Here is a 16,846-nt window from a genome sequence, read left to right as displayed (position 1 = left end):
TCGACCAGCCCCCCACGATCATGTCCGACGACCGCTTTGCCCGTACCCAGCTTGCCCTCCTGATTTCGATTGCTTTCGCTTGCGCGCCGTCCCGCGCGGCCAGCGACGACACGCCGGCGGAGGTTGCCGCGCCGGTCGCCACCGTCGTCGTCTCGGCCAAGAGCGGCGACTACCTCGGCAACAACACGGCTTCCGCCGTTGCGCCGACCCAGGCCAGCCTGACCGCCACCGAACCGCAGTCGATCATCACGCGCGACTTCATCGAACTGTCGGTGACCCCGACCACCGAGTACAGCCGCATCGTCAACGTCGCCCCAAGCGTTTCGGGCGATTCCAGCAACGGGCCGGGCCTGTCCGAAACCAAGACCACCATGCGCGGCTTCTCGGACGACCAGTACAACATCACCTTCGACGGCATTCCCTGGGGTGATACCAACAACCCGGCCCACCATTCGACCTCGTTCTTCCCCGGCTCCACGATCGGTGGGGCCATCGTCGAACGCGGCCCGGGCAATGCGGACAACCTGGGCTATGCGACCTTTGGCGGCTCGATCAACCTGTACTCGAAAAAGCCGCAGAAGGACCAGCAGTTCAGTGTGTTCGGCTCGGCCGGCACCTGGAACACCGCGCTGGCGGGCTTCTCGTACGAAAGCGGGCGCCTGCCGGGCTTTAACAACGGCACGGTGCAAGCGAACTTCCAGCACCTGAAGTCGGATGGCTACCTGAGCCTGAACAGCATCAAGAGCGACAACTACCTGCTCAAGGTGCGCCGCGCGGTGGGCGACGCTACCGTGATCACTTTGTTCGCATCGGCGAACCGCATCAAGTATGTCCAGCCGGATAACAGCAAGGGGCCGACCCTGGCGCAGGTGGCGCTGCACGGTAAAAACTACAGCCTGAACAACGACCCCGCCAGCTTCAACTACGCCGGCTACAACCACACCGCCAAGGACACCGATTTCAGCTACCTGCGAGCGGAAACCAACTGGGGCAGCGGCTGGAACACCGACAACCAGCTCTACTCCTACGCCTACGACAACGAGACCATCTCGTCGACCGACCCGACGGGGGCGACTGCGCCGGGTACCAAGGTTGGCCCGGCCGGCAACAAGGACATTCCCGGCATCGACAAGCGCAACAAGTACCGCGTGTACGGCGACATCTTCCGCTTGAATAAGCAGTTCGATGCCGGTGTGCTGCGTACCGGCGTCTGGTACGAATACTCCGACACCGACCGCCACCAGTACGACCTCGACCTGACGCTGGGTGGCGTGCGCGACCCGCGCGAGACCAAGCCGGCGCCGGTCCAGAATCCGAGCGTCCTGTTCGACCAGCAATCGACCATCCACAACCTGCAGCCGTTCGCCCAGTTCGAATGGGCGGTGACGCCGGACCTGACCGTGACGCCCGGCGTCAAGTACCTGCGGATCACGCGTGCGGTGGACGCCGATGTGAACCAGACCACGCGCCTGCCGCAGCATACCTCGGTGGACTACCACACCACCTTGCCGTTCCTGACCGCCAACCAGCAGCTGTCAAACAGCCTCGCGGTCTATGCCCAATACGCGAAGGGATACCAGATCCCGGACCTGAAGTCGTTTTACATCGCCGACCCGACGAAGAACAGCTCGGATCCGCAAAAATCGGTCAACTACCAGCTCGGCGTGGTCGGCCAGTCCGACGCCCTGACCTGGGACGTGGATGTGTACAAGATCGATTTCACCAACAAGTACGTGTCCAACGGCCTGGGCGGCGCCGACGCGGCCTACATCAATGTCGGCGGCGCCACCTACAAGGGGCTGGAGGCACAGGCCACCTGGATGGTCGGGAACGGTTTTGCGCTCTACGCCAACGGATCGAAAAACAAGGCGACCGCCAACGACACCGGCAAGACCATCTCCGGCTCGCCCGACATGACGGCCGCGCTGGGCTTGCTGTACAACGCCGGCCCTTGGTCCGCTTCGCTGATCGGCAAGCGCACCGGCGAAGTGCGCCAGGCCGACTATGACCCGGCCAAGCCGCTGGCGTACGACACCTACCTGACCAAGGCGTACACCAACACCGACCTGTCGCTCGCTTACCGCTTTACCCGGCCGGGCATGGGCATCAGGATGCTCAAGCTGCAGCTGAACGTGTTCAACCTGTTCAACCACCAGGACGTGACCTCGATTTCGCCGGCGAAGAACGTGGCCTATGACCAGTACACGTTCCAGGCGCCGCGCAGCTTCCAGGTGTCGCTCAAGGCGGACTTCTGACCAATGCGTAGCTACGCCTGGTTGTTGGTGTTCGGGCTGGCCGGGTGCGCATCGGTCACGCCCGATTCCGCCGTGGAGCATGCCTATCTGGTGCGCGCGCACGGGGCCTCGTTGATCGCCCGTGCGCTGGTGCGCTCTGCGCAGTGTCCGGCGATGATCGTCGACGGGCAGGCGCTGCCGCTGCAGGTGCGCGCCCCGGCCGGCGAGGTGCCGGCCCGTCCGGTTGCACAAGGCCTGACCAAGCCGGCCCGCTTTGACCTGACCGTGTGCGAGGCGGCGCTGCCTGCTGGGGCGCACAGCGCGCGCGTCGGGCCGTTCGCATTGCCGGTTCCGGTGTCGGCGCCGCAGCGTATCGTCGTCATTGGCGATACCGGCTGCCGCATGAAGCAGTCCGATGATGCATTCCAACCCTGCAACGACAGCGCAGCGTGGCCGTTCGCAAGGCTGGCCCGCAGTGCGGCCGCACAGAAGCCGGACCTGGTGATCCACGTTGGCGACTACCACTACCGCGAAAGCCCTTGCCCCGCGGGGCAGGCGGCATGCGCAGGCAGCCCATGGGGCTTCGGCCAGGACACCTGGACCGCGGATTTGTTCGAACCCGCGCGACCGCTGCTGCAGGCAGCGCCGTGGGTGTTCGTGCGCGGGAACCACGAGTCGTGCGCGCGCGCAGGGCAGGGCTGGTTTCGCTACCTTGATGCTGCGCCCTGGGTCGCCGCCCGTTCGTGCGACGATCCGGCCAACGATGCCAAAGCCGCGCACAGCGACCCCTTCGCAGTGGACCTCGATGGGCAGGCCCGGCTGATCGTATTCGATTCATCCGAACAGGCCGGCGCCGGCGAGGTGTTCGCGCGCGAGTTCGCGCAGGTGGACGTGCTGGCGCAGGGCGCGGCGCACGCGGTTTTTGTCAGCCACCATCCCGTCCTTGGCCTGGGCCTGCCGGGCAAGGGCGTGCCGATTCGGGTGGCGAGCAAGGGGATGCTGTCGTCGCTGCAGGCCGCGCGCGGGGGCGCGCTGTTCGCATCCCCGGTTGACCTTGCGTTGCACGGGCACGTGCACCTGTTCGAGGCGCTCGGCTTCACCGCGGGCGGCACGCCGACCTTCGTCCTTGGGAACAGCGGCTCGATGACGGAAGGCGCATTGCCGGACCAGCTGCCACCGGGGGCTGGCGCAATCGGCGAGGTGCGTCTCGATGCTTTCCATACGCGTGCCGGCTTTGGCTTTGCGCTGCTCGAGCGGGCCGGTTCCGGTTGGCGCCTTACGGAATTCGACGAGAACGGCGCCGCCGCGCTTGTATGTATGACGTCTGCGCCAAGCCTGCACTGCGACAGGGCTGGCCAACGCCCGCCCAGCCACTGAGGCACAGCGGGCGTCACGGACGTGACATATTCGCGCTGTACAGTGAAGACCGTTTCAACAAGCGCGGGCTTCCGCCTTCCGCATGGCGCAGAAAAAGCTTCTACTGTTAAGTGCTTCGGCCGGGGCGGGGCACATGCGCGCGGCCGAAGCCTTGCGGGCCTACGCCTGCGAGGCGGACAGCCAGATCGACGCGGCGCACCTGGATGCGCTGGCCTTCGTCAAACCGCACCTGCGTAAGGTCTATGGCGACGTTTACCTGTCGCTGGTGCGGCGCGCGCCATCGCTCTGGAGCCAGCTTTACCGGCTCACGAACGAGGCCAGGCCCGGCGGCTGGCCCCACCGGGTCCGGCGCCGGATCGAGGAAAATGCGAGCCGGGGACTGGTCCGCAAGATCGTCGCCATGGCGCCCGACATCATCGTCTGCACGCATTTCATGCCGGCCGAGCTGCTGTCGCGGCAACTCGCCGCAGGCGGCCTGGCCTGCCCGGTGTGGGTGCAGGTGACCGATTTCGACCTGCACCGGATGTGGGTGCACCCCAACGTGACAGGGTACTTTGCGCCCAATGATGAAGTGGCCGCCCGGCTGCGGGCGAGCGGCGTTGCGCGGGATGCGATCCACGTCACCGGCATACCGATCATGCCCGCCTTTTCGCGCCCGCTCGAGCGCAACGCCTGCGCGCGCGAGATCGGGCTCGACCCGAACATGCAGACCGTCCTGCTGATGGGCGGTGGCGCGGGGCTCGGTGGACTGTGCGGCATCGCGCGGCAGTTGCTGGGATTGCCCTGGAACCTGCAGGTCATTGCCATGGCCGGCAAGAACGCTGCCGAACTGGCAGCACTGGAAGCGCTCGCGGCGCAGTATCCCGGGCGGCTGGCGCCGCAAGGTTACACCGACCGGGTCGAGCGGCTGATGGCGTGTTCCGACCTGGCCGTGACGAAACCGGGCGGCGCCACCACGGCCGAATGCCTGGCGATGGGCCTGCCGATGGTGCTGGTTGCGCCGATCCCCGGACAGGAGGACCGCAACGCCAACTACTTGCTCGAGCACGGAGCGGCGCTGCGCGCGTATGACGCGGCGGCGCTGGATTACCGCATCCTTCGGCTGTTGCAGGATCGCGCCGCGCTGGAGGCCATGCGGCGCAAGGCCCGGTCCCTGGGCCGGCCGCACGCGGGGGCCGCGGCGACAGCCGCCATGTTAAGAAAGTCGAACCCGGAATATGTTCTTCGCTGATGCCGCGCTGGCGGCCCAAGTCTTGCTGCCGCTGGGCGCGGTCGCCGTACTCGCCTGGCTGTTCGCGAATGCCGAAATCCATATCGAAGGCGATGCCGGCTGGGCCGCGGCCCTGCCTACCTGGCGCATCGAGGAGCACTGGCTGCTCGATATCTTCTGGGGTGGCCGCCCGCTCACGGGTTACCACGTGTGGGTGTTCTCGTTCGTGGGGTTCGTGTTCCACTTCCCGCTGTTCTTCATGGCGCAGTGGTCCCCGCAACTGGAAGCGCGCGTAGCGGCCTGCGTCATGTTCTTCTGGATCGTCGAAGACTATTTGTGGTTCGTCCTCAACCCGGCCTTTGGCTGGCGCCGCTTCAAGCCTGCGTACGTGCCCTGGCATAAGCGCTGGGTGCTCGGGGCCCCGGTCGATTACTGGATGTTCGGTGGACTGGGCGCGCTCCTTTACTGGCTCTCGTTCTGACCGGCAGCCGGTTCAGTCGAGCGCCAGCGCATGGCGCACCCGGCGGCACAGCTCGTCGGGGGTACGCGAGATCACCTCACCGGGAATGTCGAACTTGGACGTCAGCCGGTTGTGATCTTCAAAACCGTAGGACACCATGAACGGGTGCATGCCGGTCTTCACGGCGGCCACGTAATCCTTGTGCTCGTCGCCGCACACGTACGCGAGCGCCGGATTGATGTCGAAGCGCTTGCGCAGCGCGCGGAACTGGTCGGTCTTGGTTTCGCTCAGGGGGACGTGGGCGATGAAGTCGAGCGCCTCGAGGTCGACATCGTGTCGCCGGAACAGCTGCCCAAGCGTTTGCAGCGGCTGCCGGGTAATGTTGCGGGTGACGAGGCCCACCATGACATCCGGCGCCGCAACCAGCGCCCGGATCAAGTCGGCAATGCCATCGTACAGGCGCGCTTCGGAACGGTAGACCTCGGTCAGGGTATCGACGATCTTTGCGCGGCTGCCCGGGCGGATGTTCTTGCGAATGATCGACGGGAACTCTTTTACCCCGCCCAGGTACTTGAACAGATGGTGGCGCTTCTGGAAATTGATCTCGTCACCGAGCGTCAGCCCGTGCTGGGAGAAGGCGGCTTCGATCGCGGGAAAGGCGTCGATGGTGGTGCCGTCCGCATCCAGGATGACAAGGCGTTTGCGGCTGTTGAACATGGCCTGATCCGTGCTTGTGGTTGTCGAATCGTTGCGGGTGCAACCCGCCTGATTGCGATCATGGAGCACGGCTGTTACATGCGTATGACAAAGCGCCGGCAGTCAGAAGCGGTGGGCCATGGCATCAGTCCGTCCGCAGCCCATCCCTGTGTTGCTATAGCGCAACCATTGCGCCTTCACGGTCGAGATATGCATGCCGGAACGCGAGTATCGATGGACTATGAAATACATATGCGTTTAGAGTTTCGGCTTGTAGGACGGTTCCTACTGTGACAGCCTTCCCATCGCTCTCTATGAAACTCTCTTTCCGTGCAAAGCTGTTCCTTCCACTGATCATCAGCTGGGTCTGCCTCATGGTCGTGATGATATTCAATCTCACGCAAACCAAGGCATTGCGCCTCGACGAGCGCAAGGCCCAATTGCGCAACGCCGGCGACATGGCCTTGTCGATCACGAAGGAATACGGCGATCTTGCGCAGACAGGTGCCATGCCGGAAGACGAAGCAAAAAAGCAGGCCCTCGCGCGGATCAAGAGTTTGCGCTACGGGGAGAATGGATACTTCACGGTCCTGGACTCCCATCAGGTCCTGATGCACCCGATGAAACCGGCGCTGGTAGGAACCGACCCGGCGGCATTCAAGGATCCGGATGGCGTGCAGGTGTACATAGACGCCCTGAACGCCTCGCGCGATGGCGCCGCCGGCTTCACCACCTACAAGTGGGCCAAACCGGGCGATGACAAACCTGTGCCTAAGCTGGCCTACGACAACAGCTACAAGCCATGGGGCTGGACATTCATGACCGGACTCTATATCGACGACCTGGACGCGGCGTTTCACCGCGATCTGGCCGTCGCCGGGACGCTGCTTGGCGTCATCGGGATCGGCCTGACGCTGGGCATTGTCCTGATCGTGCGCAACATCGAGCGGTCGATCGGAGGCGAGCCTGAGCTTGCGGCTGAGATTGCACGTCAAATTGCTGATGGCAACTTGAATGTCGACGTCGTGACCCGACCGCGCGACCAGTCCAGCCTGTTGTATGCGATGAAGAACATGCGCGGCAACTTGGCGGGCATTGTCAGCAGGGTCCGGACCAGTACCGATACCATCGCCACCGCCTCCAGCGAAATCGCTGCCGGTAATCTTGACCTGTCGTCACGAACCGAACAGCAGGCGAGTTCGCTCGAAGAGACTGCTGCGTCGATAGAAGAACTCACGTCGACCGTCAAGCAAACCGCCGACAATGCGCGCCACGCCAATGAGCTGGCCGTGACTGCTTCCCGCATTGCACAGGAGGGCGGAAGTGTCGTCGGCCAAGTCATCGATACGATGGCGGCGATTAACGAGTCGTCGAAGAAGATCGTCGACATCATCAGCGTGATCGACGGCATCGCTTTCCAGACAAACATCCTGGCACTGAACGCAGCGGTAGAGGCGGCTCGCGCGGGTGAACAGGGCAGGGGCTTTGCGGTGGTCGCGAGCGAGGTGCGCAACCTGGCCCAACGCTCCGGCGCCGCGGCCAAGGAGATCAAGGGTCTCATCGGCGACTCGGTTGAGAAGGTCAACACGGGTGCGCAGCTGGTGGACCAGGCCGGCACAACGATGGGCAGCATTGTCGAGAGCGTCGAGGGCGTTGCTACCATCATCAGCGAGATCATGAATGCCACCCAGGAACAAACGGCCGGGATCGCTGAGATCAACCAGGCCGTTGCCCAGATGGACCAAGTCACGCAGCAAAATGCAGCGCTGGTCGAAGAAGCCGCGGCCGCGTCGGAGTCGATGCAGGAACAGGCCTCGCAGTTGGCCGAAGTGGTCAGCGTGTTCAGGCTCGACCGCGAGTTCTCAGGACAACTCGCCGCCCGGCCGCAAACGCCGGCCAAGCCGATCATCGCGAAGCCGGCAAGGACAGCCCTGCCGACCAGCAGGAGCGCGATGCCTGCGAGAGGTCGCGCTGCCCCGGCCTCGAAAGCTGCGGCTGAGTGGGAAACGTTCTAACGCTTCCACAATGGATGGTCAGGTCCGCACATAGCTGCTATGTTGGATGAATAGAAACGTCACTGCGCGAGGCGGGGAAATCAGAACCGGCGCGCGTTGCTTTTCCTGTGTTCGGCTGCCTCCTGCAGCAGCGCTGCGGCCTCGGCGCTGTCCTTGGCGGTGAGGCTGTCGCCTGTTTGCTTGACCAGGGCCAGCTGCTGGATCGCGGCCGGATATTCCAGGTCGGCGGAACGCTCCAGCAATTGGCGCGCCTTTTTCGCATCAAGCGGCACGCCGTCGCCGTCGGCGTACGCGTTCGACAGCAGGAACATCGCGTGCGCGTTGCCCCCGTTTGCCGCGACCTCGAGCCAGCGAACGGCCTGGTGCTTGTCCAGCGCAACGCCGCTGCCGTTCTTGTACATCAAGGCCAGGGCGAGCGCGGCCTTGGGGTGACCGGTGGCGCCTGCAGCGCGGTACCATTGCGCGGCGATGTCCAGCGCATTGCGGGCCCGTTCCAGTTCGCCCATCTGGAAAGCGGCTTCGGCGTCTCCGCTTTGTGCCGCCTGGCGCAGCAGGCCCACCGCCGCCTCGGCCATCTCGGGCCGGTTGCGGTACAGCAGCGCCAGTTCGCGCTGCGCGACCGGCATGCCCTGGTTGGCCCAGCTGGCAAGGCGCTGCTCGGCCTGGTAGTCGCCGCGCTGGCTGGCGCCCATTGCCAGCAATTCGATCTGGTCGGCCGAGGGCTTGCCGGTGCAGCCCGCAAGCGCGAGCTGGAGCGAGCAGGCCGCAAGCAACAGGCCGGTTCGGATTCTCATCAGGTTTTCCTTAGGAATGAGGCGGGGAGCGAGCTCCCCGCCTTGCGCCTTACTTGCTCAGGTCGATGGCGTACTTCGCAAAGCCATTCGCGTCCAGGCCGCCTTCAGCCGTCACGAGCGCCAGGCCTGCCGCCTTGGCCAGGCCCAGGTGCCCAGGCGCCGAACGCAGGACGACGGGGCCAGCCGTTGCCACCTTGACGAAGCTCCAGCTGCGCGCGCTGCCGTTGCTGCCCAAGGTCACCTTGCCGCTGGTCTTGCCCAGCTGTTGCAGGTAGTTGCTCACCACCGACTGGTTCGCGTCCGGCGACTTGATGATGGTCTTGCTGCCATCGATGCCCGGGAAGTTGCCGCCACCGCCGGCGCGGTAGTCGTTGGTGGCCACCACGAAGTCGTCGCCATCCTGTACCGGCTTGCCCAGGTAGGTGAGGTTGACGATGCGGCTGCCGACCGGCTTGGTCACGTCGATCTGGTATTGCAGGGCGTTGTTCTCGGCATAGAACACGTCGTAGTTGTAGATCGTGCCGTACGAGGGAACCAGGTCCTGCTCGGCGGCCTTGGCCGGGTCGATCTGGGCGAATTGCTTGGCCGCGGTCTCCAGCCAGGCTTTCAGGTCCGCGCCCTTGATCTTCACCGCCTGCAGGTTGTTGTTGCTGTACAGGTAAAGGTCGCCCGGGTTGCGGACCTGCAGACCGAACGGCGATGCCGGGGTCGCGCCCGGGGCCACGTCGGTGAAGTCCGACGGACCGTTGCGGCCGGCCTTGAACGGGGCGCTGCACGAGATGACCGGGATGTTGCGGTAGCTCGCCAGGTCGGCGCTGGTGGCGATCATGTTCTTCACATAGTCGAGCTGGGCCTGGTTCACGAGCTGGATCGCGGTCACGTCGCCGACCAGCGAGAAGTACGACGACATCTCGAAGTCGGTGGACACGCCGAGCGGTTGCTTGGCGTAGGCGATGGTGGCCGCGTGTTCGGCCGAGACGGTGCCGGCGATCGCCGGGTCCGCAGCCACGCTGGTGGTGCCGTCCTTGTACTTGTAGCCGCGCGACTCGACCGTGGTCTGGCCCTGCTGCACTACCCACTTGCCGCCCTGGTAGGTGAGGGTCATCTTGATGATGCCCAGGCGCCGGCCCCAGCTTTGCGCCATCACGGTCGGCACACCGTTGACGAAGCCCTTGACGGCGTCGATGTTGGCGGACGCCGGCAGGGCCGCGAACGACGGGTCGAGCGCGGGCGCGCCCGGCTCTTTACCCTTGGGGAAGACCAGGTGCGAGTGGCCGATAAGCAGCGCGTCGATGCCGGTGCCGGCCAGGTGGTAGCTCTGGTTTTCCATCTTGGGGCTGTACGGGCTCGGGTCCAGGCCGCCGTGCGACAGCGCCACCACCAGGTCGGCGCCCTTGGAGCGCATTTCGGGAATGTACTGCTGGGCGGCTTCCTTGGAGCCGGTGACGGCCACCTTGCCGGCCAGGTTCTTCTGGTCCCAGTCCATGATCTGCGGCGGCACGAAGCTCATCACGCCGACGTTGATCTTCACCTTGGTCGTGGTGCCGTCCGGCTTGGTGGCGGTGAAGTCGCGCGGCAGGATGGTGTAGGGCTGGAAGATCGGCTTGTTGGTCGCCGCGCCGGTCACGTTGGTCAGCACCAGCGGATACGACGGGGCGCCGCAGGTGCCGGCCGGCTTGGTCACGCCCGGAATGCCGAAGTCGGTGTTGGTGACCTGGCTCAGGAACGGCAGGCCATAGTTGAATTCATGGTTGCCCAGGCCGCCCGCGTCGTACTTGATCGCGTTCATGGCCTTGTGCACGGCCAGCGTCTGCGAGCAGGTCACGGGCGAGGCCACCGCCTGCAAATCGGCCAGCAGCGTGCCCTGGATGACGTCGCCGTCGTCGAGCAGCAGGTTGTTCGGGTTTTCGGCGCGCGCCTGCTGGATCAGCGTCGAGGCCCGGTCCAGGCCAAGGGTCGCGTCGTCGCTCAGCGAATAATAGTTGTAGCCAAGGACGTTCGAGTGGATGTCGGTGGTCTCGAGCAGCGCGAGGGTGACGGTCGTACCTTCCGCGATCGCGGGCGGCTGGTTGGGCGAGGAGGAGTCGCCGCAGCCGGCAAGGCCAGCGGCGGCCAGTGCCGCGAGCAGGACGTGATTCGTTTTCAAGTGCAATCCCTGTGGTGTTGTTAAGAACGGCAGGGACTGTAGCTTCGCTCTGTGACGATGTGATGACGAAATGCAATGTCATTTGGAAAACCTCAGGTCACGGCGGTGTCATATTCGGGGGCTACAGTCCGGCGCATGGAACACGCGACCGTACTGAAAACGTCATCGATTTCCCCCGCGATCGCTCGCCCCGGGCAGCGAGCCGAGGCCTATTTGAATCGCGAGCTGTCGATGCTCGAATTTAACCGGCGCGTGCTGGCCCAGGCCGAGGACCCGGCAACGCCGACGCTGGAGCGGCTTCGCTTCCTGTGCATCGTCAGCAGCAACCTCGATGAATTCTTCGAGGTGCGCGTGGCCAGCCTGCTGGCCCAGCACCAGATGGAGGGCGCCGGCCCTGTTCCGCCGGAACTGGCGGCCACCATCGAGCGTGCCGCCACGGAGTGCCGCGCGCTGATCGAACGGCAGTATGCGCTGCTCAACCAGGACATTTTGCCGGCGCTGGCAGGCGAGGGCATCCAGCTGCTCAACCGCAGCGCGCGCAATCCCGCGCAGCGCGCGTGGGTCAAGCAGTTCTTCGACAAGGAGGTGCGGCCGCTGCTCACGCCGGTGGGGCTCGATCCGGCCCACCCGTTCCCGCGCGTGATCAACAAGAGCCTGAACTTCATCGTCGAGCTCTCCGGCAAGGACGCCTTCGGCCGCGGTACGGGCATTGCGATCATGAAGGCGCCGCGTGTGCTGCCGCGCGTGATCCGCCTGCCGGACGAGCTGTCCTCCACGCCCGGCGCCAGCTACTGCCTGCTGTCGTCGGTGATCCAGGCGCACATCGCAGAACTGTTTACCGGACGTGAGGTGCTGTCCTGTTCCCAGTTCCGCGTCACCCGCAACAGCGACCTGTGGGTGGACGAGGAAGAGGTCAAGAACCTGCGCCAGGCGCTGCAGGGCGAGCTGCACGGCCGGCAGTACGGCTTTGCGGTGCGGCTGGAGGTGGGGCGCACCTGCCTGCCGCACCTTGCCGATTTCCTGCTCGAGCAGTTCGGCATCGACCGCTCGCGGCTGTTCGTTGCGGACGGCCCGGTGAACATGGTGCGCCTGCTCGAAATCGTCAACGGGCCGGCCAAGCCGGCGCTGAAGTACCCGCCGTTCGTGCCGGGTTTTCCGGCCAAGCTGGGCAGCCGCGACATCTTCAGCCTGCTGGACAAGCAGGACGTGCTGCTGCACCACCCGTTCCAGTCGTTCCAGCCGGTGATCGATTTCATCCACAGCGCGGCGCTGGACCCGAACGTGGCGGCGATCAAGCAGACGGTGTACCGCGCCGGCATGAACTCGGAGCTGATGGAATCGCTGATCGGCGCGGCGTTGCGCGGCAAGGAGGTCACCGTGATCGTGGAGCTGATGGCGCGCTTCGACGAAGAGGCCAACATCAACTGGGCCGAGCGGCTGGAGCAGGCCGGCGCGCAAGTGGTGTACGGCGTGGTGGGCCTGAAGACACACGCCAAGATGGCGCTAGTGATGCGGCGCGAGGCGGGTGGCCTGCGCAAGTACGCGCACCTTGGCACCGGCAACTACAACCCGGCGACCGCCCGGCACTACACCGATTTCGGCCTGCTGACGGCCGATGCCGCCATCACCGACGAAGTGAACGAGGTGTTCCTGCACCTGACCAGCATGACGCGGCCGCGCCAGCTGTCCAGCCTGTGGCTGGCGCCGTTCTCGCTGCACAAGGAACTGCTGCGCGCGATCCGGAACGAAGCGGCCATTGCGCGCGATGGCGGACGCGGGCACATCATCGCCAAGATGAATTCGCTGACCGATGAAACGGTCATCCGGGCGCTGTACGCCGCGTCCGGCGACGGCGTGAAGATCGACCTGATCGTGCGCGGCGCGTGCGCATTGCGGCCGGGTGTGCCCGGGCTGTCGGAGAACATCCGGGTGCGCTCGATCGTGGGCCGCTTCCTCGAGCATAGCCGCGTGTACTACTTCCGCAACAACCTGGCGCATGACGTGTACCTGGGCAGTGCGGACTGGATGAACCGCAACCTGTTCCGGCGCGTCGAAGTCGCCTTCCCGGTGCGCGCGCCGGCCCTCAAGCGGCGTGTGATCCGCGAGGGCTTGCAGCCGTACCTGAAGGATAACGTGAATGCATGGGACCTCGGCGCCGACGGCCAGTACCGGCGCCGCAAGCCGCGCGCCAAGCAGGCGCGCTACAGCGCCCAGCTGGTACTGGCGCAATTGCTCGGCAATCCGGGCGCGTAAGTTGGCGAAAGGGGCGGCATGGAACTGATCTTGTGGCGTCACGCGGAAGCCGAGTTGGCCGCGGCCGGGCAGCACGACGCGCAGCGCGCGCTGACGGCGAAGGGCCGGCGCAACGCCGCGCGCGTCGGCGCCTGGCTGGACCGCCAGCTGCCGGCGCATTGCCGCATCCTGTCCAGCCCGGCCGTGCGCTGCCGCCAGACCGCGGAGGCGCTCGGGCGCAAGTTCAGTTGCGACCATGCGCTCGCGCTGGACTCCAGCGCCGCGCAAATCCTCGCCGCGAGCGGTTGGCCGGCGCACCGGCTGCCGGTCGTCGTGGTGGGGCACCAGCCGCTGCTGGGGCAACTGGCGGCGCTCATCCTCACCGGCCAGGAGCACGACTGGAAGATCCGCAAGGGCAGCGTGTTATGGCTGAGCCGCAAAGGGGAGGCGGAGGCACCTTACATCCGCTTGTCCGCCGGCCCTGACCTGATCGGCCGGCTGCGCTAGACCATCCGCACGGAACAGGGACGACCGACCTCGTTCCACGCCGCGCGCTCCTTGTCGAGCCAGGTTTCAACCGTCGGGTGGCGCGCCGTCCAGCTGGCCGGCGCGCAGATCTCGATGTCCGCTTCCATGCGCAGCCTGAGCTCCGCAAGCTCGCGCTTGTCGACGTGGGCGTGCATCAGCATGGTGGCAAGGCGCAGCGCCAGCACCGCGCGCGCGGTTTCCGGGTCCGCCAGTTCGGCCCGGATCTTGCGCAGGTTGCCCTTCTGGCCGAGGACCAGGGTCGCCATCGCGCGCTGCTCGCTGGTCGTAAAGCCCGGCAGGTCCGCGTGCTCGACGATATAGGCAGCGTGCTTGTGGGCGCCGCTGTGCGACACGGCCAGGCCCACTTCGTGCAGCATGGCGCTCCAGCCCAGCTGCCGCTGCAGGTGCGCCTCGCGCGGCCCCAGCCTGGCATGCAGTTCGCAGGCGAGGGTGGCTACACGCGCGGCCCGCTCCTCGTCCACCCCAAAGCGCCGCATGCAGGCAAGTACCGCCTGGTCGCGGCGGTCATGCTGGTTCGCGCGCAGTTCAAGGTCGGACAGCACGCCAAGCCGCAAGCCGGCGTTGATCGCGTTGACCCGTTCGATGCCCAGTTCCTGCATCACCGCCATCAGCACCGACAGGCCGCCCACCATCACCGGCACGCGCTCCGGCTTGATGCCGGGCAGGTCGAACGCGGCCACATGGCCCAGGGCCACCAGCACGTCGCGCAACGCCTTCAGGCTGGGCATGCTCATGGTGCCGTCGCCGATGCCGTTGCGGCCGATGACCTCGGCGATCGCGCGCATCGTGCCGGACGAGCCATACACGGCATCCCGCGGCTGGGCGCGGTACCAGTCGGCCGCGTCCTCGAAGCGCGCGCGCGCCGCCAGCACGGCGGCCTTGAAGGCGGCGGCGGTGATGCGGCCGTCCGGGAAGTACGCGGTGCTCTGGTCATGGGTGCCGACGGTGAACGATTCCACCGCCTGCACCTGGGCGCCCTGGCCCAGCACGATCTCGGTGGAGCCGCCGCCGATATCGACGACGAGACGGCGCTCGGCGGCGTCGTCCAGTGCGCGGGCCACGCCCATGTAGATCAGGCGGCCTTCCTCTTCGCCGGAAATGATCTCGATGGGGTGGCCGATCGCCTGCTCGGCGCGCGGCAGGATGTCCGCGGCATTGCGCGCCAGCCGCAGCGTGTTGGTGGCCACCACGCGCACGGCGTCCAGCCGGTATTCGCGCAGGATGCCGCCGAACTCGGCCAGGCAGCGCAGCGCGCGCGCAATGGCCGCGTCGTCGAGCATGCCCTGCGCGTCCAGGCCGGAAGCAAGGCGGATCGGGTCGCGCGCGCTGCGCACGATGCGCATCCGGGAGCCGTCGGGCTCGCCAATATGCAAGCGAAAACTGTTGGATCCAAGGTCAACTGCAGCAAACATGAGTACTCTTTCTTTAGCGGGCGCAACCGTCGCGCCAGGGACAGCGCATGGGGCTGGCCGCCAGTATGACATCGGAATATGACAGGAATGCGCCGTCGCCTGTCCCCAGGACGTGCGCAGCCGGCATGGACGATGGCGGGCGGACGACGTCGCGGTCGGCGGGGGCATATGTGTCGCGAGATCGAGCCGGTTTTATACTCTGTCGCTTGCATGCCACTACGTCAACGCTGTTTGCATCCTTGCAATTTCCAAAATGCATTCAAATTGACTACAATCGGCAGCCGTACCATCCATCCGCACGGCGCTGGGTGTTACTCGAGCGCTCGATCCGCATGTCGCCGGCTCTCCCACGCGGCCGGGCGATGCCAACGCAAGGTTCCGCCGGACGACCTTTTCCCACCGTTCTTTGGTGTCATGCTTAGTACCCAGGTCATTTTCCTCATCGCTGCGCTGTTATGCTTCATGACCTTCCTGGTCCTGCTGGGGGTGTCGACCGGGCGCATCGACGGCATGCGGCAGATCCGGCTGGCGGCGTTGCTCGGGATTGTCGGCAATATCCTGTATGCATTCGGCAGGGAGTTGCCGCCCTTGCTGGCTTACGAGGCAGCCAACGCGGTCTATGCCGCTGCCTCCGCCTCGCTGTTCGTGGGGTATCGCCTGCTGTTCAAGCGGCGGGCCTACGCGCGGGCCGCCGCCGTGTCGGTGGTGGCGTTCACGGCGCTGATCGCCATTTTTCACTACGGGTTCGATTCGTTCGTGGCGCGCAGCTCCGTGGTGTCGCTCTACCACGCGGCCCTCGGCGCCGGGATCGCGCTGACCCTGATCCGCTGCCGGTCGCAGTGGGACAGGCCGTTCTACGTGAAGCGGTTCATCCTGTTTGTCTGCAGCATGAAGGTGCTCGGCCACGTCACGCGCGTGGCCTGGCAATTCCTGGGGCCGGCACAACCGACGTCGTTACTGCAGCCGAGCGCCGGGTCGATCTTTTTTCTCAGCGTGGCAACCGTCGGCTTGCCGGCACTGGCCTTTGGCGGCATGCTGCTCGCGCATCGCAGGATTGTCGAATTCGCCCAGGAGGCGGCCGACCACGACTACCTGACCGGTGTCTTGTCGCGCCGCGCGTTTTCCAAGATCGGCGAACGTGAGCTGGGCCGGGCGTCGCGGACCGGGCGCCCGTTGTCGCTGCTGCTGATCGACCTGGACCACTTCAAGCCGATCAACGACAACTATGGGCATGACGCGGGTGACCGGGCCCTGGTCGCGTTCACGCTCAATGCAGAAAAGGTCTTGCGGGGCATGGACTTCCTGGGGCGCATCGGCGGCGACGAGTTCGCCGTCTGGATGCCCGAAACGGACCTGGCGGCGGCCACGGTGGCAGCGCATCGCCTGCGGCGGCGCGTGGCCGCCTTGGGCAAGACTGGCGTGCTGCCCGGTGTTACGCTCAGTATTGGCGTGTCGGTGCTGCGCGACGGCGACTCCCTGGAATCGGTGATGAAGCGTGCCGACGTGGCGCTTTATGAAGCCAAACGAAATGGCCGCGACCAGGTGGTGACCGAACCGGAAGGCGGACAGCCCGCTGGCGAATGCGTGACACCGCAAACCACCCGCACGAAAACCGGGTCAACGGCGACTTGAGTGTTCCCTGCCCAAGCGCGCTCGATGCGCGTTGGCCGTGGCCGCAAACCGGGCCTTCATCGACCGCCGGTTTGCTCATGTGTGATAAT

12 protein-coding genes are annotated in these 16,846 nt (G+C 65.7%); 8 read left to right on the top strand and 4 right to left on the bottom strand.

Annotated features, from left to right (window positions below; genetic code table 11):
* Positions 1-20: 20 nt before the first annotated feature.
* The 4 genes from NX774_RS01000 (at position 21) to NX774_RS00985 (ending at position 5,302) form a co-directional block, all read left to right on the top strand.
* Positions 21-2,255: a TonB-dependent receptor gene (locus NX774_RS01000; RefSeq protein ID WP_258820291.1), complete on the top strand. Its 2,235-nt coding sequence runs from the start codon at positions 21-23 to the stop codon at positions 2,253-2,255.
* Between the two features lie 3 nt (positions 2,256-2,258).
* Entirely contained in the window at positions 2,259-3,611 is a 1,353-nt protein-coding gene (locus NX774_RS00995; RefSeq protein ID WP_258820290.1) for a metallophosphoesterase family protein, read from the top strand.
* Positions 3,612-3,693: 82 nt separating this feature from the next.
* Positions 3,694-4,842, top strand: coding sequence for an MGDG synthase family glycosyltransferase (locus NX774_RS00990; protein WP_441294958.1), 1,149 nt, complete (start codon positions 3,694-3,696; stop codon positions 4,840-4,842).
* A complete protein-coding gene (locus tag NX774_RS00985; RefSeq protein WP_258820288.1) occupies positions 4,829-5,302 on the top strand; it encodes a hypothetical protein in 474 nt (157 codons plus the stop codon). Before NX774_RS00990 ends, NX774_RS00985 begins: the two co-directional genes overlap by 14 nt.
* A 12-nt stretch (positions 5,303-5,314) precedes the next feature.
* Here the strand turns inward: NX774_RS00985 and NX774_RS00980 are convergent, their stop codons facing one another.
* Positions 5,315-5,998, bottom strand: coding sequence for an HAD family hydrolase (locus tag NX774_RS00980; RefSeq protein WP_258820287.1), 684 nt, complete (start codon positions 5,996-5,998; stop codon positions 5,315-5,317).
* Between the two features lie 293 nt (positions 5,999-6,291).
* Here NX774_RS00980 and NX774_RS23355 point away from each other — a divergent pair, with 293 nt between their 5' ends.
* The gene (locus NX774_RS23355) at positions 6,292-7,992 is read left to right on the top strand and encodes a methyl-accepting chemotaxis protein (protein WP_307731081.1); all 1,701 of its coding nucleotides are present in this window, start codon (positions 6,292-6,294) and stop codon (positions 7,990-7,992) included.
* Positions 7,993-8,072: 80 nt separating this feature from the next.
* Here NX774_RS23355 and NX774_RS00965 read toward each other — a convergent pair whose 3' ends face one another.
* Positions 8,073-8,786 (bottom strand): tetratricopeptide repeat protein, encoded by a 714-nt coding sequence (locus NX774_RS00965; RefSeq protein ID WP_258820286.1) that lies wholly within the window; start codon positions 8,784-8,786, stop codon positions 8,073-8,075.
* Between the two features lie 49 nt (positions 8,787-8,835).
* Positions 8,836-10,932 (bottom strand): bifunctional 2',3'-cyclic-nucleotide 2'-phosphodiesterase/3'-nucleotidase, encoded by a 2,097-nt coding sequence (locus NX774_RS00960; RefSeq protein WP_258820285.1) that lies wholly within the window; start codon positions 10,930-10,932, stop codon positions 8,836-8,838.
* Between the two features lie 231 nt (positions 10,933-11,163).
* On the opposite strand from NX774_RS00960, the gene ppk1 reads away from it, so the two are divergent.
* Both ppk1 and NX774_RS00950 read left to right on the top strand, forming a co-directional pair.
* Positions 11,164-13,185, top strand: a complete 2,022-nt coding sequence (gene ppk1, locus NX774_RS00955) for a polyphosphate kinase 1 (protein WP_258820284.1) — start codon at positions 11,164-11,166, stop codon at positions 13,183-13,185.
* An 18-nt stretch (positions 13,186-13,203) separates the two neighbouring features.
* Positions 13,204-13,671: a SixA phosphatase family protein gene (locus NX774_RS00950; RefSeq protein ID WP_258820283.1), complete on the top strand. Its 468-nt coding sequence runs from the start codon at positions 13,204-13,206 to the stop codon at positions 13,669-13,671.
* Here NX774_RS00950 and NX774_RS00945 read toward each other — a convergent pair.
* On the bottom strand, positions 13,668-15,125 hold the full coding sequence (locus NX774_RS00945) for a Ppx/GppA phosphatase family protein (RefSeq protein ID WP_258820282.1): 1,458 nt from the start codon (positions 15,123-15,125) through the stop codon (positions 13,668-13,670). The two genes, NX774_RS00950 and NX774_RS00945, sit on opposite strands and share 4 nt — an antisense overlap.
* 414 nt (positions 15,126-15,539) lie before the next feature.
* Here NX774_RS00945 and NX774_RS00940 point away from each other — a divergent pair, with 414 nt between their 5' ends.
* Positions 15,540-16,757: a GGDEF domain-containing protein gene (locus tag NX774_RS00940; RefSeq protein ID WP_258820281.1), complete on the top strand. Its 1,218-nt coding sequence runs from the start codon at positions 15,540-15,542 to the stop codon at positions 16,755-16,757.
* The last annotated feature ends 89 nt before the right edge of the window (positions 16,758-16,846 follow it).

Source organism: Massilia agilis (genome assembly GCF_024756255.1).
GTDB lineage: Bacteria > Pseudomonadota > Gammaproteobacteria > Burkholderiales > Burkholderiaceae_D > Telluria > Telluria agilis.
This window is presented reverse-complemented; position numbering and strand designations above follow the sequence as displayed.

Bases quoted from the DNA above. Each gene is read 5' to 3' on its own strand.
- NX774_RS23355 (WP_307731081.1), top strand. From the start codon at position 6,292: ATGAAACTCTCTTTCCGTGCAAAGCTGTTCCTTCCACTGATCATCAGC.
- NX774_RS01000 (WP_258820291.1), top strand. From the start codon at position 21: ATGTCCGACGACCGCTTTGCCCGTACCCAGCTTGCCCTCCTGATTTCG.
- NX774_RS00945 (WP_258820282.1), bottom strand. From the start codon at position 15,125: ATGTTTGCTGCAGTTGACCTTGGATCCAACAGTTTTCGCTTGCATATT.
- NX774_RS00940 (WP_258820281.1), top strand. From the start codon at position 15,540: ATGCTTAGTACCCAGGTCATTTTCCTCATCGCTGCGCTGTTATGCTTC.
- NX774_RS00990 (WP_441294958.1), top strand. From the start codon at position 3,694: ATGGCGCAGAAAAAGCTTCTACTGTTAAGTGCTTCGGCCGGGGCGGGG.
- NX774_RS00980 (WP_258820287.1), bottom strand. From the start codon at position 5,998: ATGTTCAACAGCCGCAAACGCCTTGTCATCCTGGATGCGGACGGCACC.
- NX774_RS00995 (WP_258820290.1), top strand. From the start codon at position 2,259: ATGCGTAGCTACGCCTGGTTGTTGGTGTTCGGGCTGGCCGGGTGCGCA.
- ppk1 (WP_258820284.1), top strand. From the start codon at position 11,164: ATGCTCGAATTTAACCGGCGCGTGCTGGCCCAGGCCGAGGACCCGGCA.
- NX774_RS00965 (WP_258820286.1), bottom strand. From the start codon at position 8,786: ATGAGAATCCGAACCGGCCTGTTGCTTGCGGCCTGCTCGCTCCAGCTC.
- NX774_RS00985 (WP_258820288.1), top strand. From the start codon at position 4,829: ATGTTCTTCGCTGATGCCGCGCTGGCGGCCCAAGTCTTGCTGCCGCTG.
- NX774_RS00950 (WP_258820283.1), top strand. From the start codon at position 13,204: ATGGAACTGATCTTGTGGCGTCACGCGGAAGCCGAGTTGGCCGCGGCC.